A 24,607-nucleotide genomic window follows, 5' to 3' on the forward strand; every position below is an offset into this window, starting at 1 on the left:
CGATTTGCCGCGGTATTCGGCTACGCTACTTCCGATGTGCAGGGTAATCCACAGGATGTGCGCGCCTCCCCGGGGGCTGACTATTGCAAGGAAGCGACACCATGGCCAGTTCCGAAGTACACCTGCGCCCCATCACCGACGCCGACCAGGCGTTCCTGCGTACCCTCTATGGCACCACCCGGGCTGGCGAAATGGCCATGCTGCCATGGGATCAGGCCGCCATCGATACGTTTCTCGACCAACAGTTCCAGGCCCAGCACGCCCATTACCAGACTCACTTTGCCGACGCCGGTTTCTCGATCATCGAAACCGCGGGTGAAGCGATCGGCCGCGCCTACCTGCTGTGGACCGACAGCCATCTGCAAATCATCGACACTGCCTTGATGCCCGCCTGGCGAGGCCGGGGCATCGGCACCGGGTTGATCCGACAGTGGTTGGCACAGGCCGATCGACAGGGCCTCAGCGTCGGCCTGCACGTGACCTTGGACAATCCGGCGCTGCGCCTGTACCAGCGCAACGGTTTCGAAGTGGTTGGCGACAACGGCCTGTATCTGCAGATGCGCCGGACGGCGCTCGCAGTTTTTCACGTCGACAGGCCTGCCTGACGATGCGCGTCATATTCCGCGGGGCTGTGTGGCCCGCTCTATAGCGTAGTCATAGGAGATCGGAAAATGAGTGAGCCATTCCTCGGTGAGATCAGGATGTTTGCGGGCAATTTCGCGCCGCGTGGCTGGGCACAGTGCCAAGGGCAGCTGTTGAGCATCTCGCAGAACAGCGCACTGTTCGCCATCCTGGGCACCACCTACGGCGGTAACGGCCAGACCACGTTCGGCCTGCCTGACCTGCGCGGCCGCATGCCCGTTGGCGTGGGTACCGGGCCCGGCTTGCCGACCGTGGACCAGGGTGAAATGGCCGGGGCCAACCAGGTCAGCCTGCTGCCGCAGAACCTGCCGGCCATCGCGGTGGCGATTCCTGCCAGCAAAGCCAGTGTCGCCATCCCGGCGGTGGTCACCAATGCCAACCTCGCCGAGCCTACCACCGCCAGCGTGCTGGCCACACCTTACGACACCACTGGTTCGGGAGCGGCAGCGAGCATCTACTCCGATGCCGCCGCCAGCACCACCCTGAAACCGTTCGATGCCAACATTCCGCCAATGAACGTGGTGGCGGGCGGCAGTTCGATACCTGTTTCGGTACAAGCACCTTACCTGGGCATGAACTTCATCATCGCCCTGGAAGGCATCTTCCCGGCCCGTAACTGATCCAGGACGGAGCAGCATCGCGGGGCTGTCTGGTGCCCTGCGATGCTTCGGGGACGATTACAAGCAGCGCCGCTACACGGGCACAACGACAGGAACAACCAGCCGCAAGGCTGAATGAGGTCGACATGGCTTTCTGGAAACGCAACCGTTCGCACGCACAACCCACCGTTTCCGTAAACCGTCCGAGCCTCATCCAGGCGTTGGAACCGCGCATGATGTTTGACGCCTCGGTGGCCGTGGTCGCCGACCAGGGCGCCCAGGCCGTGGCAGCCGCAACGGCCAAGGACCCCAGCGTGGCCAGCGATGCCAGCAGCACGCAGGACACTGCAGCTGCGCACGACGCCGCGCCCGCCACTGCGCCGGCCACCACGGCTGCGGGCAGCCACGAAGTGGTGTTCGTCGACTCTGCCGTCAGTGACTACCAGAAACTGATTGCCGGCCTTCCTGCTGGCGTCGAGGTGGTGGTGCTGGAGAACGGCAAGGATGGTTTCAGGCAGATTGCCGATTACCTCGATGGCCGTAGCGACGTCACCAGCATCGATATCATCAGCCACGGTGACAGTGGCTATGTCTACCTGGCTGGCAATGCCGTGTGGACCAACCAGTTGGCCAGCCATGCCAGCGACCTGGCGCGTATCGGCGCCAGCCTGGCGGACGGCGGCGACATTCGTTTCTTCGCCTGTAACACAGGCGCGGGCAGCGATGGCCAGCTGTTCGTTGACGAAGTGGCGCGGTTCACCGGCGCCGACGTTGGCGCCTCAGCGAATTCAACCGGCAATCGCGCCGGCGAGGACTGGCAGCTGGAGACCGTCTCTGGGGTGCTGGCGACAGATACGGGCGTGCAGCGCGGGGACCTGTCGGCGTTCACCACTTCGCTGGCGACCATTACCGTTACCGACACCGATGCATCTTCCACGGCACTCAATGGCAAAGTGTCGCTGGCCGAGGCCATCCAGGCCGCCAACACGGATGCTTCGGTGGATGGCTCCAGCGCTGGCAGCGGCAGCGATATCATTGTCTTCCACCAATCGCTGAAAGGGCAGACCATCCGCTGGTCCACGGCTTCAGCGCTATTGGTCACCAGCAACGTCACCATCAACGGCGACGTCGATGGTGACGGCCAGGGCGATATCATCCTCAGCGGCGACGTCAACAACAATGGCTCGCGCGACTCACTGGAATCGTCGGGCCTGCAGAGCAACACCAACGGTGCACTGACCGTGCGCAATCTGGATTTCCGCTATTTCTCCGGCAACTTGACCGGCGGCGCAATCCGGGCCAACTCGGGCTCGATCACGGTCGAGGACTCGAACTTCCAGGACAATGCCGGTGCTGTGATCAACTCGGCGACCACGGTAGGCTCCACGGTGATCGTGCGCAACACGACCATTCACGACAACGATGGCAGTATCGTCAACGCTACGGGCATGTCGTCACTGGTCCGCCTGGGTGGGGCCAACAACCACGTGCTGGAAAACGTGGCGATCTACGACAACATCGGCGAATACGGTGCCACTGGCGTCGTCTCCGCCGGTGCAGTGATCGTGCTGAACAATACCGGCGGCTCGGTGAGCATCGTCAACAGCACCATCGCCAACAACACCTTCAGCACCAGTACCGGCACCATCAGCTCGGCTGGCCTTGGTTGGTCGCCGGGCAGCGCTGGCACGGTGACGGTGCAGAACAGCATCCTCACCGGCAACACCGTCAATGGCGTTGCGCTGGATGCGGCCACCAACAACGGCGCCGGTGGCGGCTATACCAGCACCACCAACCTGATCGGCGTTTCGGTCGACTTCGTCAATGCTGCAGGCGGCGACTACCGCCTGGCGTCCACCGCCAGCAACGCCATCGACCAGGGCACTGCTGCCGGTGCCACGCTCACCGACCTGCGCGGCTTTGTCCGGCCGCGTGGCGCCGGGGTGGACATCGGTGCCTACGAGGTGCTGTATGCCGCGCCCCCCGTGGTCGACCTGGACACCAGTAGCGGCGGTAACGACAGTACGGTGAACTTCACCGGCACACCGGTGGCGATCGTACCCAACCTCAGCCTCACCCAGACCGACGGCGACACCCAGGTGAGCGGCGCCACCCTGACCCTGAGCGGTGTGGTGGATGTCGGCAACGAAACCCTGTCGCTGAGTGCCGGGCAGATTGCCAGCGCAGCCAGCTTCGGCATCACGGTCAGCGGGTCGGGCAGCACGGTGCTGACGTTGAGCGGTGTCGCCACCCTGGCGCAATACCGCGCGGTGCTCGCCGCGGTGGCCTACGGCAACGCGGCCGTGGCCTACACCAGCGGTACCCGTAGCGTGGCGGTCAGCGTCAACGATGACATGGGCAGTACCAGCCGCACAGCCTCGGTAGTGGTGCAGCCACTCAACAGCGTGCCGGTGATCGGCAACCTCAATGGTGACGGCGTCACCTTCACCCAAGGCAGCGGCGCGGTGCTGATCGACAGCGGTGGCAATGCCACGGTCAGCGACAGCGATTCCGCCGATTTTGCCGGTGGCAACCTGACCGTTGCGATCAGCGCCAATGGCGTGGCCAGCGAAGATCTGCTGGGGCTACGCAACCAGGGCACTGGCGCCGGGCAGATCGGCGTCAGTGGCAGCACGGTGAGCTATGGCGGGGTCACCATCGGCAGCCTGTCTGGCGGTAGCGGTGGGGCCAACCTGGTGGTCACGTTCAACGCCAATGCCAACGCGGCGGCGGTGCAGGCGCTGGTGCGCAACCTCACCTACGAAAACAGCAATGCCGGCAACGCCATCGCCCAGGCCAGCCGTACCCTGAGCATCACCCTCAATGACGGTGACGGTGGCACGTCCGCTGCAGCTTCGGTACAGGTGGCGATCCAGGAAACCATTGCCCCGACCGCCACGATCAGCATCAGCGACACGGCCTTGAAAATTGGCGATACGGCCACGGTGACCATTACCTTCAGCGAGGCAGTGAGCGGCCTGACCCTCGCCGACCTGAGCGTGGCCAACGGTAGCCTGAGCGGTCTCGCCAGCTCAGATGGCGGTATCACCTGGACCGCGACCCTGACGCCGACCAGCAATGTCACTGATACCAGCAACCTGATCACCCTGGACAATACCGGGGTCAGCGACCTCGCCGGCAATGCCGGCAGCGGCACCACCGATTCGAACAACTATGCCATCGATACCGTGCGCCCGACCGCCACCATCGTGGTAGCCGACAGCGCCTTGCGGGCCGGCGAGACGTCGCTGGTCACCATCACCTTCAGCGAGGCGGTAAGCGGTTTCACCGTTGCCGACCTGAGCGTGGCCAACGGTAGCCTGAGCGGCCTCGCCAGCGCCGATGGTGGTATCACCTGGACCGCTACCCTGACCCCGGGCAGCAACGTCAGTGATACCAGCAACCTGATTACCCTGGATAACACCGGGGTGACCGACATGGCGGGCAATAGCGGCAGCGGCACTACCAGCTCCAACAACTACGCCATCGACACCCAGCGCCCGACCGCGACCATCGTGGTGGCTGACAGCGCCCTGCGCATCGGCGAGACCACCACGGTGACCATCACCTTCAGCGAGGCGGTAAGCGGTTTTACCCTTGCCGACCTCAGCGTGGCCAACGGCGCGTTGAGCGGGCTCGCCAGCGCGGACGGCGGCATCACCTGGACCGCCACCCTGACGCCGGACAGCAGCGTCAGTGATACCAGCAACCTGATCACCCTGGATAACACCGGGGTGACCGACGCGGCTGGCAACAGCGGCAGCGGCACCACCAGTTCCAACAACTACGCCATCGACACTCAGCGCCCGACCGCGACCATCGTGGTGGCTGACAGCACCCTGCGCATCGGCGAGACCACCACGGTGACCATCACCTTCAACGAGGCGGTAAGCGCGTTTACCCTTGCCGACCTGAGCGTGGCCAACGCTAGCCTGAGCGGTCTCGCCAGCGCCGACGGTGGTATCACCTGGACCGCGACCCTGACCCCGAGCAGCAATGTCAGTGATGCCAGCAACCTAATCACGCTCGACAATACCGGGGTAATCGACCTGGCGGGCAATGTCGGCAGCGGCACGACAGACTCGAACAACTACGCCATCGACACCCAGCGCCCGACTGCTGTGATTACGGTCGCCGACACCACCCTCACGGTCGGCGAGACCACCACGGTCACCATCACCTTCAATGAAGCAGTGACCGGCTTGAGCACCGCCGACCTGACGGTGGCCAATGGCTCCCTCGGCGGGCTCAGCAGCGTCGATGGCGGCATCACCTGGACTGCCACCCTGACGCCTGCCAGCGGTATCAGCGACACCAGCAACCTCATCACCCTGGACAATACCGGTGTCGCCGACCTGGCCGGCAACGCGGGGGTGGGCAGCACTCAGTCAACCAACTACATCGTCAACACCGTGGCCCCGACCGCCACTGTCGTGGTAGCCGACAACGCGCTACGCGTGGGCGAGACCACGGTGGTCACCATCACCTTCAGCGAGGCAGTGAGTGGTTTCGACAACAGCGACCTGAGCGTGAGTAACGGCAGCTTGAGTGCCGTGAGCAGCAGCGACGGCGGCATCACCTGGACGGCGACCTTCACCCCGGCCGCCAACGTCGAGGACGCCAGCAACCTCATCACCCTGGACAACAGCGGTGTGGTTGGTGCTGTCTCCGGCAACGCCGGGGTCGGCACCACCGACTCCAACAACTATGCCATCGACACCCAGCGCCCGACGGCCAGCATCGTGGTTGCCGATAGCCAACTGGGCATCGGCCAGACCAGCCTGGTGACCATCACCTTCAGCGAAGCGGTGAGCGGCTTCACGACAGCCGACCTGACGGTGGCCAATGGCACCCTCAGCGGGCTGAGCAGCGCCGATGGTGGCGTCACCTGGACCGCGACGCTGACGCCGGCCAGCGGTGTCACCGACACCAGCAACCTCATCACGCTCGACAATACCGGGGTAATCGACGCGGCGGGCAATGTCGGCAGCGGCACGACAGACTCGAACAACTACGCCATCGACAGCCAGCGCCCGACTGCGACCATCGTGCTGGCCGACAGCGCGCTGCGTGCTGGCGAGACGACCCAGGTCACCATCACCTTCAGCGAAGCGGTGAACGGCCTCGACCTGGCCGACCTCACCGCCCAGAACGGCACCCTGGCCAACCTGGCCAGCAGCGACGGTGGCATCACCTGGACGGCGACCTTTACCCCGGCGGTGGCGGTGCAGGATGCCAGCAACGTCATCAGCCTGAACAACAGCGGCATCGCCGACCTGGCCGGCAACGTCGGCACTGGCACCACCCAGTCGGCCAACTACACGGTCAACACCGTGCTGCCCACTGCCACCATCGTGGTGGCCGATAGCGCCCTGCGTGCCGGCGAGACGAGCCTGGTGACCATCACCTTCAGCGAGGCGGTCAGCGGCTTCGACAACAGCGACCTGAGCGTGAGCAACGGCAGCTTGAGTGCCGTGAGCAGCAGCGATGGCGGCGTGACCTGGACGGCGACCTTCACCCCGGCGGTCAACGTCGAGGACGCCAGCAACCTGATCACCCTGGACAACAGCGGAGTGGTCGGCGCCTCCGGCAACGCCGGGGTCGGTACCACCGACTCCAACAACTATGCCATTGACACCCAGCGCCCGACCGCCAGCATCGTGGTTGCCGATAGCCAGCTGGGCATCGGCCAGACCAGCCTGGTGACGATCACCTTCAGCGAAGCGGTGAGCGGCTTCACGCTTGCCGATCTGACGGTGGCCAATGGCACCCTCGGCGGGCTGAGCAGCGTCGATGGCGGCGTTACCTGGACCGCGACCCTGACGCCAACCAGCGGGATCACCGACACCAGCAACCTGATCAGCCTGGACAACAGCGGCGTGGCCGACGCAGCAGGCAATGCTGGCAGCGGCAGTACCGCTTCGAACAACTACAGCATCGATAGCCAGCGCCCGACTGCGACTATCGTGCTGGCCGACAGCGCGCTGCGTGCTGGCGAGACGACCCAGGTCACCATCACCTTCAGCGAAGCGGTGAACGGCCTCGACCTGGCCGACCTCACCGCCCAGAACGGCACCCTGGCCAACCTGGCCAGCAGCGACGGTGGCATCACCTGGACGGCGACCTTTACCCCGGCGGTGGCGGTGCAGGATGCCAGCAACGTCATCAGCCTGAACAACAGCGGCATCGCCGACCTGGCCGGCAACGTCGGCACCGGCACCACCCAGTCGGCCAACTACACGGTCAACACCGTGCTGCCCAGCGCCACCATCGTGGTCGCCGACAGCGCCCTGCGTGCCGGCGAGACGAGCCTGGTGACCATCACCTTCAGCGAGGCGGTCAGCGGCTTCGACAACAGCGACCTGAGCGTGAGCAACGGCAGCTTGAGTGCCATGAGCAGCAGCGATGGCGGCGTGACCTGGACGGCGACCTTCACCCCGGCGGCCAACGTCGAAGACGCCAGCAACCTGATCACCCTGGACAACAGCGGAGTGGTCGGCGCCTCCGGCAACGCCGGGGTCGGCACCACCGACTCCAACAACTACGCCATCGATACCCAGCGCCCGACGGCCAGCATCGTGGTTGCCGATAGCCAGCTGGGCGCCGGCCAGACCAGCCTGGTGACCATCACTTTCAACGAGGCGGTAAGCGGCCTGTCCCTGGCCCAGCTCCAGGCCGATAACGGCGTGCTGAGCGGCCTGGCCAGCAGCGATGGCGGTATCACCTGGACGGCCATCTTGACGCCGACCACCGGCAGCCAGAGCAACGGCAACCGGGTGTACCTGGACACCGGCCTGGTCACCGACGCCCAAGGCAACCACGGCGACAGCACGGCGCAGTCCAACGCCTATCTCGTCGATACCCGTGCGCCGAGCGTGACCAGCGTTGGCGGGCCGGTTGCTGGCGTGACCTACAATGCCGGCGATGCGTTGGTGTTCGTGGTCAATGCCAGCGAGGCGGTCGAGGTCAATGGCTCTCCGCGGCTGCTGCTGGAGGTGGGCGGGCGCACGGTCTACGCCGAGCTGGTGGCCGGTGCGGGCACGGCGACCCTGGTGTTCCAGTACATCGTCCAGGCCGGCGACAACGACAGCGACGGCATCAGCGTGACGGGCCTGGCGGCCAACGGTGCGAGCTTGAACGATGCACTGGGCAATGCCATGAACCTCACCTTGAACAACATTGCCGATATGCGCCAGGTACTGGTCGACACCCAGGCACCGGCCGCGCTTGCCATCGTCACCCTCGACCCATCGCCAAGCAATGCGCAGAGCGTGCGCTTTACCGTGACCTTCAGCGAACGCGTCAATGGCGTGGACCTGAGCGACTTCAGCCTGGCCAGCAGCGGTTCCGCCAGCGGTACGTTGAGCGGGCTGCGCCAGCTCGGCGAAGGTGTCTACGAAATCACCGTCAGTGGCGTGAGCGGCACCGGCACCTTGGGCCTGAACCTCAAGGCCAGCGGTACCGGCATCAGCGACGTCGCCGGCAACCTGCTCAGTGGCGGCCTGGTGGGCGCCGCCTACAGCATCGATCGCGATGCGCCCACGGTAAGCAGTGTCGGCGTGCCGGCCGCGGTCGCCTACAACGCCGGTGATGTGCTGACCTTCGTGGTCAATACCAGCGAAGCGGTCATCGTCGATGGCGTTCCACAGCTGGCCCTGGATATCGGTGGGCGTACGGTGTTTGCCGACTTCGTCGCCGGATCGGCGACCACCACGCTGGTGTTCCAGTACCGCATCCAGGCCGGCGACAACGATGCCGATGGCGTGCAGGTACTGGGCCTTTCGGCCAATGGTGCGAGCCTGCATGATGCGCTCGGCAATGCGCTGAATCCGGGGCTCAATGCGGTGGGGGACAGCGCCGGGGTGACGGTCGACACACGTCTGCCAAGCGTCGAGTCGATCGTTCCGGTTCCGCTTTCCACGCCTGGCAGCCAAGCGTTCACGGTCACCTTCAGCGAGGAGGTCAGGGGTGTCGACCTGGCTGATTTCCAGCTGCTCGCGACCGGCAGTGCCACCGGCACCTTGCAATCGCTGGTGCGTATCGACGGCCACACCTGGCAAATCAATGTCGCTGCAGTGGCGGGTAGTGGCACGCTGGCACTGGCACTGAAAGCCGATGGCACCGGCATCAGCGACATTGCCGGGAATGCCTTGGTGGGCGGTTTCAGCGGCCAGGGCCAGCCATTGCCGTCCAGCGATGGCGACCCGGAGTACCGTGCCTATCCGCCTGCAAAACCGGGCCTTCCCGGCTCGACTGCAGCGGTGCACGCGCCGCTTGCAGTGCCGCTGCCGCCGTTCCAGTCGCCGCTGGTGCCGCAGCCATTGTTCGAGGTGCCGAGCCCGGGCGGTGGCTTGCCGACCGTTGGCGATATCTTCATTCGCAACGGTGCCTTGGCCCCGAGCTACCTGGCCCAGGTTTTCGTGGGGCAGCAGCATGCCCTCGGCGATGGTTCCGGCGCGGGCTTCCTCGGCTTCGGCGGCGGCGATGCCAATGTCTTCGGCGCCAGCAGCCTGGCCAATATCTTTGACAAGACGCTGCCGGATGATGGCGGCCAGTACGAGCTGAACGGGGGTAAACCGTGGCGCCAGGGCGCCGAGGCCGGGGCAGGCAAGGGCCTGTCCGGGGCACCGACCCTCAGCCAGCAATTGCAGGCATACAAGGACGCTGAGCAGCGCCAGGCCAGTAAGCTGGCCCAGGCGCTGGGACAGATTAAGGCAGCTACCCCTCAGGCGTGAGCGTCGGCCATGAGGGGCGACAAGACCAGAAAAACAAGCAATTTGCCGTGCCAAAGGGGGCGGAAGGGATGAGTAGAGCGTCAAGGATATTTGCGGTAAGCCTGTTGGCATTGGCGGTGACCGGCTGTGCCGTCAAGACCCAGCCGATCGAGCGCAGCGTCAGCGAGCAGCGGGCACGGCAGGATCTGGCCAGCATGTTCAAGGGCCAGGAGGCTTTGCAAGGCCCGCTGACACTGCACCAGGCGATGGCGCGGGCAGTCAAGTATAACCTGGAAGCTCGCCTGAAGGTCATGGAGGAAGCCCTGGCCCAGCGTCAGGTGGACCTGGCCACGTTCGACATGCTGCCCCGTATGGCGGCCTCCGCGGGCTATGCCGGGCGTAGCAACGTCAGCGCTTCCAGCAGCCGCAGCGTGCTGACCAATACCCAATCCCTGGAACCCTCGACTTCCCAGGACCGCGACCGGGACGTGGCCGACCTGACCATGGTCTGGAACGTGCTGGATTTCGGCGTCAGCTATGTCAGTGCCAAGCAGCAGGGCGACCAGCGCCTGATCGTGCAGGAGCGCCGCCGCAAGGTGGTACAGACCATCATTCAGGACGTGCGTTCGGCATACTGGCGGGCGGTGGCCGCCGAGCGCCTGCTCAAGCAGATCGACACCTTGATGGCGCGGGTCGAGCAGGCTCGCGACAACAGCCAGCGCATGGGCGACCAGCGTATCGGTGACCCGATCCAGGCGTTGACCTACCAGCGTTCGCTGATCGAGGCGACCCGCCAGCTGGAAGAGCAGCGCCGGGCCTTGTCGCTGGCCAAGACTGAACTGGGCGCGTTGATCAACCTGCCGCCGGGCAGTGAGCTGACCCTGGCGCAGAACACCGATTATGCCGTGCCCGAACTGAAGGTGGGCCTGGACAGCCTGGAACAGCAGGCCTTGGCATCGCGCCCGGAACTGCGCGAGCAGGACTACCAGGCGCGCATCAGCGCCGCCGAGGTGCGCAAATCGATGTTGCGCATGTTGCCGGGCCTGGAGTTCTCCGCAGGTGGCCATTACGACAGCAACAGCTTCCTGACCAACCAGCACTGGGCCGACTATGGTGTGAAGATCACCTGGAACCTGTTCAATGTGCTGTCTGGCCCTGCCTCGATCGATGTCGCCAAGGCCGGCGAGCAGGTGGTCGAGGCGCGCCGCCAGGCGATGTCGATGGCCATCCTGGCCCAGCTGTACGTGGCCAATGCCAACTTCAGCGAGGCCCGCCGGCAATTCGCCACGAGCCAGCAACTGGTCGCTCTCGACCAGCAGATCGTCGAGCAACTGCGCAACCGCCATCAGGCCGAAGGCATTGGCGAGCTGGAGCTGATCCAGGGCGAGCTGAACGCCTTGCAGGCAGATCTGCGCCGCGACCTGGCCTATGCCGAGCTGCGTAACAGCTATGGCCAACTGTTCGCCAGTGCCGGCCTTGATCCGCTACCGGCGACCTTGCCGTCCGGCGAGCTTGCCGACATCGCCCAGGCCCTGAGCAGCAGCGAGGCGCGCTGGCAGCAAGGGGACATCACGCCGGGCTCCTGAGCCTGGTCATCGAGCGGGCTGGGGTGACTGCTGCTCCAGCACCTGCTCGAGTGCCTGATGCAGTACATGCTCCTGCACATAGCGCAGCAACTGCTGCTGCGATACTGCTGCTGCGACACCGGCAGTATCTATTACCAACTCGGCGTGCAGCGGCGTCTCGTAAGGTGCATCGATGCCGGTGAACCCCCGCAGTTCGCCGGCCCGTGCCCGTCGATACAGCCCCTTGGGGTCACGTGCCTCGCAGGTTGCCAGGTCGGCGCTGACATGCACCTCATGGAACCCCGTTTTGCAAGCCTTGCGCGCGGCGGCACGATCGGCGCGATAGGGTGAAATGAGCGCGGCGATGCAGATCAGGCCGGCATCGGCGAACAGCGCGGCCACCTCGCCGGCACGGCGGATGTTTTCATGCCGGTCGGCGGGGGAGAAGCCAAGATCGGCGTTCAGGCCGGTGCGCAGGGCATCGCCATCGAGGACATAACTGGCATGTCCCTGGGCGTTCAGGCATTGGGCCAGGGCGACGGCCAGGGTCGACTTGCCGGCACCGGATAGCCCGGTCAACCAGATGACTGCACCACGTCGGCTCGGCTGTGGGTGTTGTTCGCTTCCTGCGCTGTGCACGTCGAACCCTCCGGGTAGAAAGACCGAGTGTACTGCGCTGTAGCGGGTGGTGTCAGTCTATGCTTGAGGGGTAGGGTGGTAGCCGGGCGCTGATCGGGCAGGGAAGTGGCGTTGTACCGGTCCAAGCGCGGTGGCGTGCCAGCGTGTGGGTTGTCGAGAGGCCGATGGCCGATGGCCGACCTCACCTAGTCCAGATGCTGCTGATGCTGCTGATGCTGCTGATGCTGCTGATGCTGCTGATGTCTCTGATGCTTCTGCATCTGCTTTTGATCTGGCTTCTAAGCGCGCGATAGTTCAGGCGCCGCCGAATGCGACTTCAGGAGGCCTTCGTTCGGCCTCCTGAAGTCGCGAAGATCAAGATCAAGATCAAGAGCTTCTGCTGGCGATGGTCGGTGGTTCTGCTATCCCTTTGACAGGATCAGGTCACCACCTGATAGCACGGTACATACGCGGCGCCGCCAGGCAGCTTCATCCGATGCTGGTCGACGAAGGCCTGCAACAGCCGGCCCAGAGGATCCAGCACGGCCTGGTCGCCACGGATCTGATACGGCCCGTGTTCCTCGATCAGGCGAATGCCCTTGTCCTTCACGTTGCCCGCAACAATCCCCGAGAAAGCCCGGCGCAGGTTGGCGGCCAGTTCATGCGCAGGCAGTTCGCGCCGCAGGTCCAGGTCCGCCATGGCCTGGTGGGTCGGGTCGAACGGGCGCTGGAAGCTTTCCTCGATCTTCAGTAGCCAGTTGAAATGGAACGCATCGTTGCGCTCACGGCGGAACTGCTTGACCTCCTTGAGCCCTTCAACCATGTGCCGGGCAACTTCCGCCGGATCGTCGATGATGATCTGGTACAGGCGATGCGCCGCTTCACCGAGAGTAGCGCCAACGAACGCGTGCAATTGCTGCAGGTACGGCTCTGCGCTGCGCGGTCCGGTGAGCACCACCGGGAACGGCAGGTCCTGGTTGTCCGGATGCATGAGGATGCCCAGCAGGTAGAGGAATTCCTCGGCCGTACCGGCACCGCCCGGGAAGATGATGATGCCGTGACCGACACGGACAAAGGCTTCCAGACGCTTCTCGATGTCCGGCAGGATTACCAGTTCGTTGACGATCGGATTGGGCGCCTCGGCGGCGATGATCCCGGGTTCGGTGAGGCCCAGGTAGCGGCTGCCGTGCATGCGCTGCTTGGCGTGGGCAATGGTTGCGCCCTTCATCGGGCCCTTCATCACGCCCGGGCCGCAGCCGGTGCACACGTCCAGTTTGCGCAGGCCCAGTTCATGGCCGACCTTCTTGGTGTATTGGTATTCCTCGCTGCTGATCGAATGGCCACCCCAGCACACCACCATCTTCGGCTCCACGCCCGGACGCAGGGTGCGGGCATTGCGCAGCAGGTGGAACACGTAGTCGGTGATGCCCTGGGAGCTTTCCAGGTCGATGCGCTGGCTGGCCAGCTCGCTTTCGGTGTATACGATGTCGCGCAGGGCGCTGAACAGCATTTCACGGGTGCTGGCGATCATCTCGCCATCGACGAAGGCGTCGGCTGGGGCATTCAGCAACTCCAGGCGCACGCCACGGTCCTGTTGGTGGATACGTACCTCGAAGTCCTGATAGGCCTCGAGGATGGTCTTGGCATTATCGACATGAGCGCCGGTGTTGAGGATGGCCAGGGCGCACTGGCGGAACAGGGTGTAAAGGCTACCGGTACCGACTTCACTGAGTTGCTGCACTTCACGTTGTGACAGCGTCTCCAGGCTGCCTTTGGGGCTGACGGATGCGTTGATGACATGGCGTTGAGGCATCTAAGTCTTTCCTGTGCGGGTAAAACATCCTTCTTTGACAACACCATACCGAGAAATGTGGGCGGCAACGAGGGGGAGGCTAAAAAAGCTTGAGACCCGTTTGCCTTCTTCGCAGGTAAACCCGCTTCCCCAAGGATCGCGCTGAACCTCTGGGCGCGGGTTTAGCCGCGAAGAAGCCAACCAGGTTTCACCTCATCCCAGCAGTTTCTGTACGCCGAGGGTTATCGCCAGCCCACCCCCGATCAGCCACAGGTTCAGGAGCGCCCCGGTGGCCAGCGCTCGCGGCCCGGCCTGGCGGATCTGGCTGAAGCGCGTTTCCATGCCCAGTGCGGTCATGGCCATGGTCAGGGCGAAGGTATCCAGGCTGTTGAGCGCCTGCGTCACGCTGCCCGGCAGCACCTGCAGCGAATTCACCAGTACCAGCGCCAGGAAGCCGAGGGCGAACCAGGGCATGGCGATGCGCCCGTTGCCTTGTGCCTGGCCTGGCTGGCGTGCACGGCTGATCCACCACCCGGCCAGCAACAGCACGGGCACCAGCAGCATGACCCGGGTCATCTTGACGATCGTGGCGATATGCGTGGCATCGGCGCTGATGTTGCTGGCCGCGCCAACCACTTGCGCCACTTCGTGAAGGGTGCCGCCGAGGAACAGGCCAGCGCCCAGGGTGTCCAGTTGCAGCCAGCCGGCGTTGATCGCCAACGGGTAGAGGAACATCGACAGGGTGCCGAACAGCACGACACTTCCGACCGCCATGGCGCTCTTGTGCGGGGCGCTGCGCAGAGCCGACTCGAATGCCAGTACCGCAGCGGCGCCGCAGATCGCGCTGCCGGCAGCGGTCAGCAAGGCCGTATCGCGGTCCAGCTTGAATACCTTCATGCCGCACCACAAGCCGAGCAGCAGGGTACTGCCTACCACCAGCACGGATACGATGAGCCCCGACCAGCCGACTTCGGCTATTTCCTGCAGGCTGATGCGCAGGCCGAAGAAGGCAACGGCAATGCGCAGCAGGCTGCGAGCGGAAAAGTTGATGCCTGCCGCCCAGCTCGCAGGCACCCCGTCACGCAGCGCGTTGGCATACAGCGCCCCAGCGACGATACCGACGATCAGCGGGCTGATACCCAGGTTGGCGATGGTCGGCAGGGCGGCCAGCTGAGTGACTGCCAGCGCGAACAGCGCGACGAACAGGATGCCATTGAGCCGCCCACGGGTGGAGAGGGTGGGTGCAATAGCAGGGTTGGACGGAACCGTGGCCATGTGAGTCCTCCGGAAAGGTGTTTCGACAGGGCCTACGTTAATCTGGTTATAAGCTTATAAAAAATCGTAATTTGGGATGGAAAATATCCGCAGACCTGATATTTTCAATTCATGACCCCGGAACAACTGATAACTTTCGCTACCGTCGCCGAGCATGGCAACATCAGCCATGCGGCTCAGGCTCTGCATCTGTCGCAACCGGCGGTGTCGGGCCAGCTCAAACTGCTCCAGGAGACCTTTGGCGAGCCCCTCTACCAACGCGCCGGCCGCGGCGTGCGGCTGACCGCGGCCGGTGAACAGTTGCTGGCCTATGCCGAGCGTCTGCGCGAAACCTTCCGCCAGGCCCAGGTGCTGCGTGAGGCCATGCGCGGGCTGGAGCGTGGGACCCTGCGCATCGGCGCGAGTACTACACCGGCCAGCTACCTGCTGCCGTATCTGATTGCCGATTTCCATGCCCGCTATCCGGAGGTGCAGGTAAGCACCTCTCATGGCAACACGGCGGAAATCGTCGCTGCGCTGGACAGCATGGATATCGCCCTGATCGAAGGGCCCCCGGGGCAGGAGCTGCCATTGGGCACGGCAGTGACGGCGTGGCGCCAAGACGAGATCGTTGCCATTGTGCCGCGCGGGCATCCGCTGGCGGGCAGCGAGCAGCAGACGCTGGCCGCGCTGGGGGCTTACCCGCTGGTGTTGCGCGAAAGCGGCTCGGGCGTGCGGCAGATCGTCGAGCGGGCCTTTGCCCGCAGTGGCGTGGCCATGCGCGTGGCGCTGGAGATTGCCGGGGTGGAAGGGGTCAAGGAGGCGGTGCGGGCCGGGATGGGCATCGGTTTCGTGTCGGCGATGTCGATCCGCCACGAAGACGGTGCGCTGTGCCGATTGCAGGTTGCGCCGCAGGCGCTGGTGCGGCGCTTTTCCATCCTGGTGCCGCATGCAGCGACGCCGTCGCGGGCGGCGGCGCGCTTTCTGGAGTTGTGTGTAGGGCAGTCAGAGGGGAGTTAGCAACTCTGGCCTCAGGCCACCCGAAAAACATGCTTCAGATAAGCCACGAAGTTCTCATCGCGGCACTGGGTCTTGCCCGGGCTGTCGGAAATCTTGGCTACCGGCGCACCGTTGCAGGCGGTCATCTTGATCACGATATTCATCGGTTCCACATCTGGAATGTCGCACGTCAGCCGAGTACCAATGCCAAAGCTCACGTTGATACGCTCATGCAGCGCCCGGTACAGCCCCAGCGCCTTGGCAAAATCCAGCCCGTCGGAAAAAATCAGCGTCTTGCTCTTCGGGTCGATCCCCAACCTTTCGTAGTGGGCAATGGCTTTTTCCGCCCAGGCCAGCGGATCGCCCGAATCGTGCCGCAGGCCATCGAACAGCTTGGCAAAGTACAGGTCGAAATCGCCGAGGAACGCGTCCATGGTGATGCAATCGGTCAGGGCGATGCCGAGTAACCCGCGGTATTCCCGCACCCAGCATTCCAGCGCGGCAGCCTGGCTGTCGACCAGCCGTGGGCCGAGCTGCTGGTGGGCCATGAACCACTCGTGCGCCATGGTGCCGATCGGCTTGAGCTGGAACTCCCGGGCCAGGTGCACGTTGCTGGTACCGACAAAGCGGCCCGGGAAGTCACGCTTGAGAATGTGCACCACCTCTTCCTGCACCCGATAGGAAAAGCGCCGCCGGGTACCGAAATCGGCCAGTTGGAAGCCGGCCAGTTCTTCGTTGCTGGCCTCGGCCTTGAGCCAGTCGAGTTTCTGGTACAGACGCTCGCGAACCTGCTCGATCACCACCTCGCGATAGCGGTAGCGGTTGCGCACCTCGCTGATGATCGCCAGCAGCGGGATTTCATAGAGAATCACGTGCAGCCATGGCCCACGCACACGGATCGCCAGTTGCCCCGCATCATCCAGGTACACCTGCACATAGCGCAGGTTGAAGCGGAACAGGCTGAGAAAGCGAATGAAATCCGGCTTGATGAAAGGGATTTTCTCCAGGTAGGCAAGCTGGTCATGGGTGACGCTGACATCGGCCAGTTGTTCGACCTGGTAGCGGATCTCTGCCAGGTAGGGGGCAAGGTTCTCGTCGTTGCGGCAGCGAAATTCCCATTCCACCTCGGCGTTGGGGTAGTTGTGCAGCACTGCCTGCATCATGGTGATCTTGTAGAAGTCGGTATCCAGCAGGTTCTGGATGATACGCGGGCCGAAAACGCTATCGCTCATGGGCGGTCTTCCTTGATTCGGGCAAGCTGGTGGTCGAGTGCAGCTTCATCACCGCAGAGGATCACGCCCTCGGCGGCCAGGGCACCACACGCCTCGATCGCCCCCGCCTGGGTGAGGGCGCGGCAGGCGGGCAAGTACAGCAATACCTGGAAGCCGGCCTGGCGCAGTTGCCGGGCGGTGGTCCTGACACAGTAGTCAAGGGCCAGGCCACCGACGATCACCGCGCCCACCTGGTTTACCTTGAGGTACTCGATCACCCCGGTGGAGCGGCGCTCGGCCAGGTCGTGGTAACAGGCGCCGTAGGGGTGCAGGTCGGGCTCGACGCCTTTCCAGACGAAGTAATCATAATCGATGGGCGCGGGCAGGCCGGGCAGCAGTTCGAAACCTGCGGTGCCGGGTACGCAGTGGCTGACCCAGGTCAGGTCGGCATCGGCCAGCTGTAGCGGCTGCAACATGTCGGCGTGGTCGGCGACCACCCAGGCGGCGTTGGCTGGATGAGCGTCCTTGCTGCCCAGGCGCAGGTCGGCGCGCAGCGCCATGGCATTGAGATCCACCACGATTTCATCACCTTCGGGAACGGGTAGCTCTTGCGGGGCGTTGGCAGTGAAGCCATTTTGCGCGTCGACATCGAAGCTGGCGATCTTCATGGCGGTTCTCCTTGCTGGGGTGGTCATATAATCCACCTGGTGTATTAAGTGTGTCAAGCGCTTTTTATTTTAGGGTTAATGCTTGTGTTACTTAACTTCTCTGGTGGAATATGGGCGAATTCCTGAGCGGAGCCATCCCGTGAGTAGCACCGAAGTCCTGGCCAGCGTCGATATTGTCGCCCTGCGCATGGCCCCTGAAGCGCAGCACCTGCAAGTGTTGCTGCACCGTCGTGAACGAGAACCGCATGCCGGCCAGTGGGCCTTGCCCGGGGTCATCGTCAATGGCCGTACCCCTGACACCAGCCTGGAAGGCGCTGCCGACCGGGCCCTGCGTGAAAAGGCGCAGGTATTGCCGCGTTACCTGGAACAGGTGGGTACCGAAGGCAATGCCTTCCGTGACCCCAGGGGTTGGTCGTTGAGTACCTTCTATCTGGCGCTGCTCGACCCGCAACAGCAGGTCGAGGGCCAGCAACTGGCGTTCTTCGATCTGGACAGCGTGCTGGAGCGCAAGGTGCTGCTGCCGTTCGACCATAACCTGCTGGTCGGCCGTGCCCGCGAGCGCCTTGCCGCGAAGACGGTGTACAGCAGCTTGCCGCTTTACCTGCTGGCCGAGAAGTTCACCGTGCTGGATGCACTGGGGGCCGTGCAGGCCTGCCTGGGGCAGGCGGTGAACAACACCTCGCTGCGCAAGCGGCTGGAGCGCTTGCGCGAGCTGGGGTGGGTGAGGGATACCGGGGAGAAGAACCAGCCGCGGCTGGGGCGGCCGCAGCAGTTGTATGCCTATACGCCGCAGGGTGAGCGGGCGTTCATGTTCGACCGTAGCCTGTTGCCCGAGGGCGCCTGACAGGCTTGCCGCTCACTCCTTGGTGCCTGATCGGGCGCAGCAGAGGTCAATGGCCCATGGCTACCTTGGCGCCGGCCTGGCGACGACGGTAGGCGCTGTCGCGGCTGGCCAGCCACCAGTAAAGCGGCGAAGTGACCGCCAGGCCCACCAGCCACGACAGGTCTGCACCGTTGATGTGCTCGGCAATCGGCCCGACATACAGCGGCGTATTCATGAACGGGATCTGCACCACGATGCCCACCGCGTAGGCAACCAGCGCCTGCGGGTTGTAGCGCCCGTAGATGCCTCCATCGACCTGGAAGATCGACTGGATGTCGTAGTCCCCCTTGTGAATGGCGTAGAAGTCGATCAGGTTGATCGCGGTCCACGGCACCAATACCACCAGCAGCACCAGCACCATGTCGACGAAATGGCCGATGAAGTCTGCCGAGGCGAACACCGCCACCACGCAGCAGGCGCTCAGCACCACCAGTGACAGCACCGCGCGGCTGTTGGCGGTGGGGATCCAGCGGTGGGCAAAGGTTTGCACCAGGGTGATGATCGACAGCACCGCACCATACAGGTTGAGGGCGTTGTGGCTGATCACGCTGAGCAGGAACAGCACCAGCATGATCGGCCCCAGGGTACCGGTGGCCAGCTTGACGGCGTCCATGGTGTCCATGCCGGCAGGGATCGCCAGCACCGCCACGGCGCCGAAGATGAACGACAGGCTGGAACCCAGCGCGGAGCCCAGGTAGGTGGTCCAGAACGTGGCGCTGACCTTGACGTCGGCCGGCAGGTAGCGCGAATAGTCCGACACATACGGGGCGAAGGCGATCTGCCACAGCGCCGCCAGCGACACGGTGGCCAGCCAGCCGGCCAGGTTGAAGCTGCCGCGGGTAAGGAAGTCGTCGCTTTGCACATGGCTGAAGATGTAGCCGAAACCGACCACGATGCCGATGCCCAGTACCCAGGTACCGATACGGTTGAGCACGTGGATGAAGCGGTAGCCGATGATGCCGATGATGCCCGAGCCCAGCGCACCGATGACGATGCCCACCGGCACGGGCACGGCATCGACCACACCGTGCAGCGACTTGCCGGCAAGGACGATATTGGAGGCGAAGAAGCCGATGTACATGACCCCGGCGATCACCACCACCAGCAATGCGCCAAGCGAGCCGAACTGGGCGCGGCTCTGGATCATCTGCGGGATGCCCATCTGCGGCCCCTGGGCCGAGTGCAGCGCCATCAGCACACCGCCAAGCAGATGGCCGACCAGGATGGCGACGACGCCCCACAGCAGGTTCAGGTGGAACAGCTGCACGCCCAATGCGCCGGTAACGATGGGCAGCGGCGCGATGTTGCCGCCGAACCACAGTGTGAACAGATCCCTTACCTTTCCATGGCGGTCTTGCGGGGGGACGTAGCCGATCGTGTGTTTTTCTATCAGGGGTGCCGAATTGGCTGCACTGGTCATGACTGACTCCAAGGCAAGGTGGGGCATTGGGAACTGCCCGGGGGCGTGCCGGCGAAGGGCGACGCGTTCTTGTTGGAGCGATGATGCGGGGCGCGGGGATAACGAGAAATTAGTAAATATGTGCCCATAAACCTTAAAAAACCTAAGGCTGACAAAAGCTTAAGCGGGTGACGGCAGCAAGAAGAATGCCAGTGGGCGGGAGGGCCTGGAGTAGACGGGGTGGGCTGCTGGCGGGCGATTTGCGCTGGGCTGTGGTGGTGCGCTGTGCGCTTTTGCGGGGCAGCTGGAATGCGCGCCTGGACTGGCCATCTCGCGGGTGGATCTGCTGCCCCAGGTGCAGCGCAGGGTCATGGGCTGGTGAAGGCAAGCAGGCAGCAGAAGCCAACCGCTACATCGGCAACAAGCGATCCTGAATCACCTCTTTCATCACCAGGGTCGAACTCAACCGCTTCACATTGGGAATGCTGGTCAGCTGCTCGTCGTACAGCTTCTGGAATGCCGGCAAGTCCCTGGCCACCACATGCAGCAGGTAATCCGGGTCGCCAAACAGCCGCTGTGCTTCGACGATCTGCGGGATCTCGGCCAAGGCTGCTTCAAAGTCCGCCACCGGCTGGCGGGTCACTTCGCGCAGGGTCACGAATACCAGCGCGGCAAAGTTCAGGCCCAGCGCACTGGGCGCCAACCGGGCGTGATAGCCAAGAATCGCGCCGTTTTCCTCCAATGCCTTCAAACGCCGATGGCATGGCGACAGGCTGAGCCCGACGCGGTCGGCCAGCTCAGTCACCGACAACCGACCGTCTTTTTGCAGCTCGGCAAGGATTTTTCGATCGATCCTGTCCATTGAGAAGAATCTTCCAGTAACTGAAGGCAGGGAGGGAATATACGAAAGAAAATGCCGCAGCGGAATACGTAATCTTTTGCTCATCCCAAAGCAGTGGAAGAAGGAAGATTCAAGTGGCTCTCAGTGTTCTGGCGGCGTTCTGGGCCGTGTCGATGCTGTTTGTGATAACCCCTGGCGCGGACTGGGCCTATGCCATTTCGGCGGGCATGCGCGGACGCTGGGTGATGCCTGCGGTAGCGGGGATGTTGTCGGGGCATTTCCTGGCGACCCTGGTAGTGGCGGCCGGCGTCGGCAGCCTGCTGGCGGGTCACCCGCTGGCGCTGACCCTGCTGACCCTGGCAGGGTGCAGCTACCTGCTGTGGCTGGGTGGCAACCTGCTGCTGAGCCCGGCATTGCCGGCGGCCGGGCAGGGCGGCGCGGGGGATTCGGGGTCGCGCTGGGCGTTCAAGGGGTTTTGTGTCAGTGGCCTGAACCCGAAAGTATTCCTGCTGTTCCTGGCCCTGCTGCCGCAATTCACCGACCCGCAGTCGAGTTGGCCGGTGCCGGTGCAGATACTGCTGCTGGGGTTGGTGCACCTGTGCAGTTCGCTGGTGATCTATTCGCTGGTCGGCTATGGCGCCAAAGCCGTGCTCAGCACCCGACCGCAGGCGGCGAAGCTGGTCGGGCGGGTTTCCGGCGTGGCGATGATCACGGTGGCGGTGGGCTTGGTCACCGCGCAGCTGGGGTGAGGCTGGAGCAGACGACAGGCGAGGCCTCGGATAAACTCGCAGCACTGCAACGCACAACCAGGACGTGCCCATGCCCGACACCGCGCAACTGCTCACCTTCGCCCTGATCTGCCTCGGCATGGTCCTGACCCCTGGGCCGAACATGATCTACCTGATCTCCCGCTCGATCTGCCAGGGCCGCAAGGCCGGGTTGATCTCGCTGGGCGGTGTGGCCCTGGGCTTCGTCATCTACATGGTCTGCGCCGCCCTGGGGATCACTGCCCTGGTGATGGCGGTGCCCTTGGCCTACGATGCGCTGCGCATCGGCGGCGCGCTGTACCTGTTGTACCTGGCCTGGCAGGCGCTGCGCCCTGGCGGCCGTTCACCCTTCCAGGTTCGTGACCTGCCTGCCGACAGCCCGCGGCGGCTGTTCACCATGGGTTTTGCCACCAGCCTGCTCAACCCCAAGATCGCCGTGATGTACCTGTCGCTGATGCCGCAGTTCATCGAGCCGGGCCATGGCAGCGTGCTGTTGCAGTCGCTGGTGCTGGGTTCGACGCAGATCACCATCAGCGTTACGGTGAATGCCCTGATCGCGATCATGGCCGGGTCGATCGCGGTGTTCCTGGCCGGGCGCCCATCGTGGCAGCAGCTACAACGCTGGCTGATGGGCACGGTGCTGGCGGGCCTGGCCGTGCGCATGCTGGCTGAGGGGCGGCGCTGAACGTGAGCCTGCGGATGGCTGCGGATGAGAGGCTGGCACAGGCTAGCGAATGAAGTGCACCTTGCCGGTGTCGTCATTGCCCATGTAGATGCCGTACACCCCGGCTTGCCGCTCGAGAATGTAGCGCTCCAGAATCTGCCGGATCGCTGGGTAGTAGATGTCGTCCCAGGGGATATCGTCGGGCTCGAAGAACTTGCAGGCCAGTGTTTCCGCCCCGTATTGCCCGGTTTCCTCGGTGGCGATGGCGCGGAAGATGATGTACACCTCGCTGATCTGCGGCACGCTGAAGATCGAGTACGGCGAGACGATCTCGGCGCGTACGCCGGTTTCTTCCCAGACTTCGCGCAAGGCTGCCTGTTCGGTGGTCTCCCCGGCCTCCATGAAGCCGGCGGGCAAGGTCCAGGTGCCCGGGCGCGGCGGGATGGCGCGCTGGCATAGCAGGTATTTGCCATCGCGCTCGATGATGCAACCGGCGATGATCTTCGGGTTGATGTAGTGGATGTAGCCGCAGCCGGTGCAGTGCAGGCGTTCGTGGGTGTCGCCTGTGGGAACGCCCCGGGCCAGTTCCATGGTGCAGTGTGGGCAGTAGCGCGGGGCGTTGGGCATGGTCAGCGGCCTATGCGGGGTTCCTTGAGGGCCAGGGGCTCGACGATATCGCGCACCTTGGTATTGTCATCCTGCTTATGGCGCAGGTAGTCCAGGGCGACCTTGGCCGCGGCGCGGACGTGATCGACCGAGGCCTGGTGGGCTGCCAGCGGGTCGCCGCTCTTGATCGCCTCGACGATCTTTTCCATTTCCCGGTTGCTGGCGCCGCGGCGGTTTTCCTGCGATACCGAGGTGGCGCGCAGGTAGCTGATGCGGGCCTGCAACTGGCGCAACTGCTGGGCTGCCACCTGGTTGCCGGAGCCCTCCAGCAGTACATCGTAGAAGCCTTGTACCGAATCCAGCACCTGTTGCAGCTCGCCTTCTTCGAGGGCCTCGCGGTTGACTTCCAGTGCGCGCTCCAGGGCACGGATGTCCTTGGCCTTGGCGTTGAGGGTGAACAGTTGCACGATCAGGCCTTCGAGCACGCAGCGCAGTTCATAGATGTCGCGGGCGTCTTCGAGGGTAATGATGGCCACGCGCGGGCCCTTGGCATCGGCGAACTCCACCAGGCCTTCCGACTCCAGGTGGCGCAGGGCCTCACGCACCGAGGTGCGGCTGACGCCGAGGCGGTCGCAGAGGTCGCGCTCGACCAGGCGGTCGCCCGGCAGCAGGTGGAAGTTCATGATCGCGGCGCGCAGCTTGTCGAGCACGATTTCGCGCAGGGTAACGGGGTTGCGGTTGACCTTGAAACTGTCGTCGAGTGGCAGGCGTTTCATCGAGTGCGCTCTGAAAGAGGCTGCCCGACCGCAACTGCAACAGCACCACGAACCTCGGGTGCTCCTTGCATGGGTTCGAACAGCCCGGTGTTAACGGGTTGACTCCGCATCGGCTTCGGCGAACGCTTCGCGGGCCAGGCGGAAGCTGTCCACCGCCGCGGGCACGCCGCAATAAATGCCGACCTGGAGCAGGATCTCGCGAATCTGTTCACGGCTCAGGCCATTACGCAATGCGCCGCGAATGTGCAGCTTGAGCTCGTGGGGCCGGTTGAGCGCGGAAATCATGGCCAAGTTTATCATGCTGCGCTCTTTCAGCGACAAGCCTTCACGACCCCAGACGTGGCCCCAGCAGTATTCGGTGACCAGCTCCTGCAACGGTTTGGTGAAGTCGTCGGCGTTCTGGATTGAGCGATTGACGTAGTCCTCGCCCAGCACCTGGGTGCGGATCTGCAGGCCTTTCTCGTACTTTTCAGTGCTCATGGGCAGTGCTCCGGAAAAATAGGGTCATCGGTATGGGCTTCTTCGCGGGCTTGCCCGCTCCCACAGGGATCGCATAGATACTGAAACCTGTGCAGGACCTGTGGGAGCGGGCGAGCCCGCGAAGAAGCC

Annotated in this window: 18 protein-coding genes; 8 read left to right on the forward strand and 10 right to left on the reverse strand. The window is 64.1% G+C overall.

The features are described 5' to 3' along the window. The first annotated feature begins 101 nt into the window (after positions 1 to 101). From HU763_RS10640 to HU763_RS10655, 4 genes are all read left to right on the forward strand, one after another. On the forward strand, positions 102 to 605 hold the full coding sequence (locus HU763_RS10640; protein ID WP_186684724.1) for a GNAT family N-acetyltransferase: 504 nt from the start codon (positions 102 to 104) through the stop codon (positions 603 to 605). Between the two features lie 66 nt (positions 606 to 671). Beyond that, positions 672 to 1,262, forward strand: a complete 591-nt coding sequence (locus tag HU763_RS10645) for a phage tail protein (protein ID WP_186684725.1) — start codon at positions 672 to 674, stop codon at positions 1,260 to 1,262. A gap of 212 nt (positions 1,263 to 1,474) precedes the next feature. Next, positions 1,475 to 9,976, forward strand: a complete 8,502-nt coding sequence (locus HU763_RS10650; RefSeq protein WP_217884033.1) for an Ig-like domain-containing protein — start codon at positions 1,475 to 1,477, stop codon at positions 9,974 to 9,976. A gap of 68 nt (positions 9,977 to 10,044) precedes the next feature. Continuing rightward, positions 10,045 to 11,541, forward strand: a complete 1,497-nt coding sequence (locus tag HU763_RS10655) for a TolC family protein (RefSeq protein WP_186684728.1) — start codon at positions 10,045 to 10,047, stop codon at positions 11,539 to 11,541. 6 nt (positions 11,542 to 11,547) lie between these two features. Here the strand turns inward: HU763_RS10655 and cysC are convergent, their stop codons facing one another. From cysC to HU763_RS10670, 3 genes are all read right to left on the reverse strand, one after another. Next, a complete protein-coding gene (gene cysC, locus HU763_RS10660) occupies positions 11,548 to 12,159 on the reverse strand; it encodes an adenylyl-sulfate kinase (RefSeq protein WP_170030304.1) in 612 nt (203 codons plus the stop codon). Positions 12,160 to 12,577: 418 nt separating this feature from the next. Next, entirely contained in the window at positions 12,578 to 13,951 is a 1,374-nt protein-coding gene (gene ppnN / locus HU763_RS10665) for a nucleotide 5'-monophosphate nucleosidase PpnN (protein ID WP_186684730.1), read from the reverse strand. Between the two features lie 192 nt (positions 13,952 to 14,143). After that, positions 14,144 to 15,205, reverse strand: coding sequence for a YeiH family protein (locus HU763_RS10670; RefSeq protein ID WP_186684732.1), 1,062 nt, complete (start codon positions 15,203 to 15,205; stop codon positions 14,144 to 14,146). Between the two features lie 111 nt (positions 15,206 to 15,316). Between HU763_RS10670 and HU763_RS10675 the strand changes: the two genes are divergently transcribed. Continuing rightward, positions 15,317 to 16,204 carry a LysR family transcriptional regulator gene (locus HU763_RS10675; protein ID WP_186684734.1) on the forward strand — a complete coding sequence of 296 codons (888 nt, stop codon included), beginning with the start codon at positions 15,317 to 15,319 and terminating at the stop codon, positions 16,202 to 16,204. Positions 16,205 to 16,215: 11 nt separating this feature from the next. On the opposite strand, the gene pncB is transcribed toward HU763_RS10675, so the two are convergent. Together pncB and HU763_RS10685 are read right to left on the reverse strand one after the other, a co-directional pair. Next, positions 16,216 to 17,415, reverse strand: a complete 1,200-nt coding sequence (gene pncB, locus HU763_RS10680) for a nicotinate phosphoribosyltransferase (protein WP_186684736.1) — start codon at positions 17,413 to 17,415, stop codon at positions 16,216 to 16,218. Then, positions 17,412 to 18,062: an isochorismatase family protein gene (locus tag HU763_RS10685; protein WP_186684738.1), complete on the reverse strand. Its 651-nt coding sequence runs from the start codon at positions 18,060 to 18,062 to the stop codon at positions 17,412 to 17,414. Before HU763_RS10685 ends, pncB begins: the two co-directional genes overlap by 4 nt. Before the next feature lie 139 nt (positions 18,063 to 18,201). Here HU763_RS10685 and HU763_RS10690 point away from each other — a divergent pair, with 139 nt between their 5' ends. Continuing rightward, positions 18,202 to 18,906: an NUDIX hydrolase gene (locus HU763_RS10690; protein ID WP_186684741.1), complete on the forward strand. Its 705-nt coding sequence runs from the start codon at positions 18,202 to 18,204 to the stop codon at positions 18,904 to 18,906. A gap of 46 nt (positions 18,907 to 18,952) precedes the next feature. Here the strand turns inward: HU763_RS10690 and HU763_RS10695 are convergent, their stop codons facing one another. Continuing rightward, positions 18,953 to 20,365 carry a purine-cytosine permease family protein gene (locus HU763_RS10695; protein WP_186684743.1) on the reverse strand — a complete coding sequence of 471 codons (1,413 nt, stop codon included), beginning with the start codon at positions 20,363 to 20,365 and terminating at the stop codon, positions 18,953 to 18,955. Positions 20,366 to 20,753: 388 nt separating this feature from the next. Then, complete coding sequence (locus tag HU763_RS10700; RefSeq protein ID WP_170030296.1) at positions 20,754 to 21,206, reverse strand: Lrp/AsnC family transcriptional regulator; 453 nt, start codon at positions 21,204 to 21,206, stop codon at positions 20,754 to 20,756. Between the two features lie 113 nt (positions 21,207 to 21,319). On the opposite strand from HU763_RS10700, the gene HU763_RS10705 reads away from it, so the two are divergent. Together HU763_RS10705 and HU763_RS10710 are read left to right on the forward strand one after the other, a co-directional pair. Continuing rightward, positions 21,320 to 21,934, forward strand: a complete 615-nt coding sequence (locus HU763_RS10705; protein ID WP_186684745.1) for a LysE family translocator — start codon at positions 21,320 to 21,322, stop codon at positions 21,932 to 21,934. 70 nt (positions 21,935 to 22,004) lie between these two features. After that, a complete protein-coding gene (locus HU763_RS10710) occupies positions 22,005 to 22,637 on the forward strand; it encodes a LysE family translocator (RefSeq protein WP_170030294.1) in 633 nt (210 codons plus the stop codon). 42 nt (positions 22,638 to 22,679) lie between these two features. Here HU763_RS10710 and HU763_RS10715 read toward each other — a convergent pair whose 3' ends face one another. The 3 genes from HU763_RS10715 to HU763_RS10725 all read right to left on the reverse strand — a co-directional run bounded on the left by HU763_RS10715 (position 22,680) and on the right by HU763_RS10725 (position 24,478). Continuing rightward, on the reverse strand, positions 22,680 to 23,243 hold the full coding sequence (locus HU763_RS10715) for an NUDIX hydrolase (protein WP_186684747.1): 564 nt from the start codon (positions 23,241 to 23,243) through the stop codon (positions 22,680 to 22,682). A gap of 2 nt (positions 23,244 to 23,245) precedes the next feature. Further along, positions 23,246 to 23,998, reverse strand: coding sequence for a GntR family transcriptional regulator (locus HU763_RS10720; protein ID WP_186684749.1), 753 nt, complete (start codon positions 23,996 to 23,998; stop codon positions 23,246 to 23,248). 90 nt (positions 23,999 to 24,088) lie between these two features. Further along, positions 24,089 to 24,478, reverse strand: a complete 390-nt coding sequence (locus HU763_RS10725; RefSeq protein ID WP_186684751.1) for a carboxymuconolactone decarboxylase family protein — start codon at positions 24,476 to 24,478, stop codon at positions 24,089 to 24,091. Positions 24,479 to 24,607 lie beyond the last annotated feature (129 nt).

Origin of the sequence: Pseudomonas anuradhapurensis (assembly GCF_014269225.2) — a bacterium.
GTDB lineage: Bacteria > Pseudomonadota > Gammaproteobacteria > Pseudomonadales > Pseudomonadaceae > Aquipseudomonas > Aquipseudomonas anuradhapurensis.

Excerpts from the sequence above, each read along its gene's own strand:
- HU763_RS10640 (WP_186684724.1), top strand. The coding sequence starts at position 102 with ATGGCCAGTTCCGAAGTACACCTGCGCCCCATCACCGACGCCGACCAG.
- HU763_RS10645 (WP_186684725.1), top strand. The coding sequence starts at position 672 with ATGAGTGAGCCATTCCTCGGTGAGATCAGGATGTTTGCGGGCAATTTC.
- HU763_RS10650 (WP_217884033.1), top strand. The coding sequence starts at position 1,475 with ATGATGTTTGACGCCTCGGTGGCCGTGGTCGCCGACCAGGGCGCCCAG.
- HU763_RS10655 (WP_186684728.1), top strand. The coding sequence starts at position 10,045 with ATGAGTAGAGCGTCAAGGATATTTGCGGTAAGCCTGTTGGCATTGGCG.
- ppnN (WP_186684730.1), bottom strand. The coding sequence starts at position 13,951 with ATGCCTCAACGCCATGTCATCAACGCATCCGTCAGCCCCAAAGGCAGC.
- HU763_RS10670 (WP_186684732.1), bottom strand. The coding sequence starts at position 15,205 with ATGGCCACGGTTCCGTCCAACCCTGCTATTGCACCCACCCTCTCCACC.
- HU763_RS10675 (WP_186684734.1), top strand. The coding sequence starts at position 15,317 with ATGACCCCGGAACAACTGATAACTTTCGCTACCGTCGCCGAGCATGGC.
- pncB (WP_186684736.1), bottom strand. The coding sequence starts at position 17,415 with ATGAGCGATAGCGTTTTCGGCCCGCGTATCATCCAGAACCTGCTGGAT.
- HU763_RS10685 (WP_186684738.1), bottom strand. The coding sequence starts at position 18,062 with ATGAAGATCGCCAGCTTCGATGTCGACGCGCAAAATGGCTTCACTGCC.
- HU763_RS10695 (WP_186684743.1), bottom strand. The coding sequence starts at position 20,365 with ATGACCAGTGCAGCCAATTCGGCACCCCTGATAGAAAAACACACGATC.
- HU763_RS10700 (WP_170030296.1), bottom strand. The coding sequence starts at position 21,206 with ATGGACAGGATCGATCGAAAAATCCTTGCCGAGCTGCAAAAAGACGGT.
- HU763_RS10710 (WP_170030294.1), top strand. The coding sequence starts at position 22,005 with ATGCCCGACACCGCGCAACTGCTCACCTTCGCCCTGATCTGCCTCGGC.
- HU763_RS10715 (WP_186684747.1), bottom strand. The coding sequence starts at position 23,243 with ATGCCCAACGCCCCGCGCTACTGCCCACACTGCACCATGGAACTGGCC.
- HU763_RS10720 (WP_186684749.1), bottom strand. The coding sequence starts at position 23,998 with ATGAAACGCCTGCCACTCGACGACAGTTTCAAGGTCAACCGCAACCCC.
- HU763_RS10725 (WP_186684751.1), bottom strand. The coding sequence starts at position 24,478 with ATGAGCACTGAAAAGTACGAGAAAGGCCTGCAGATCCGCACCCAGGTG.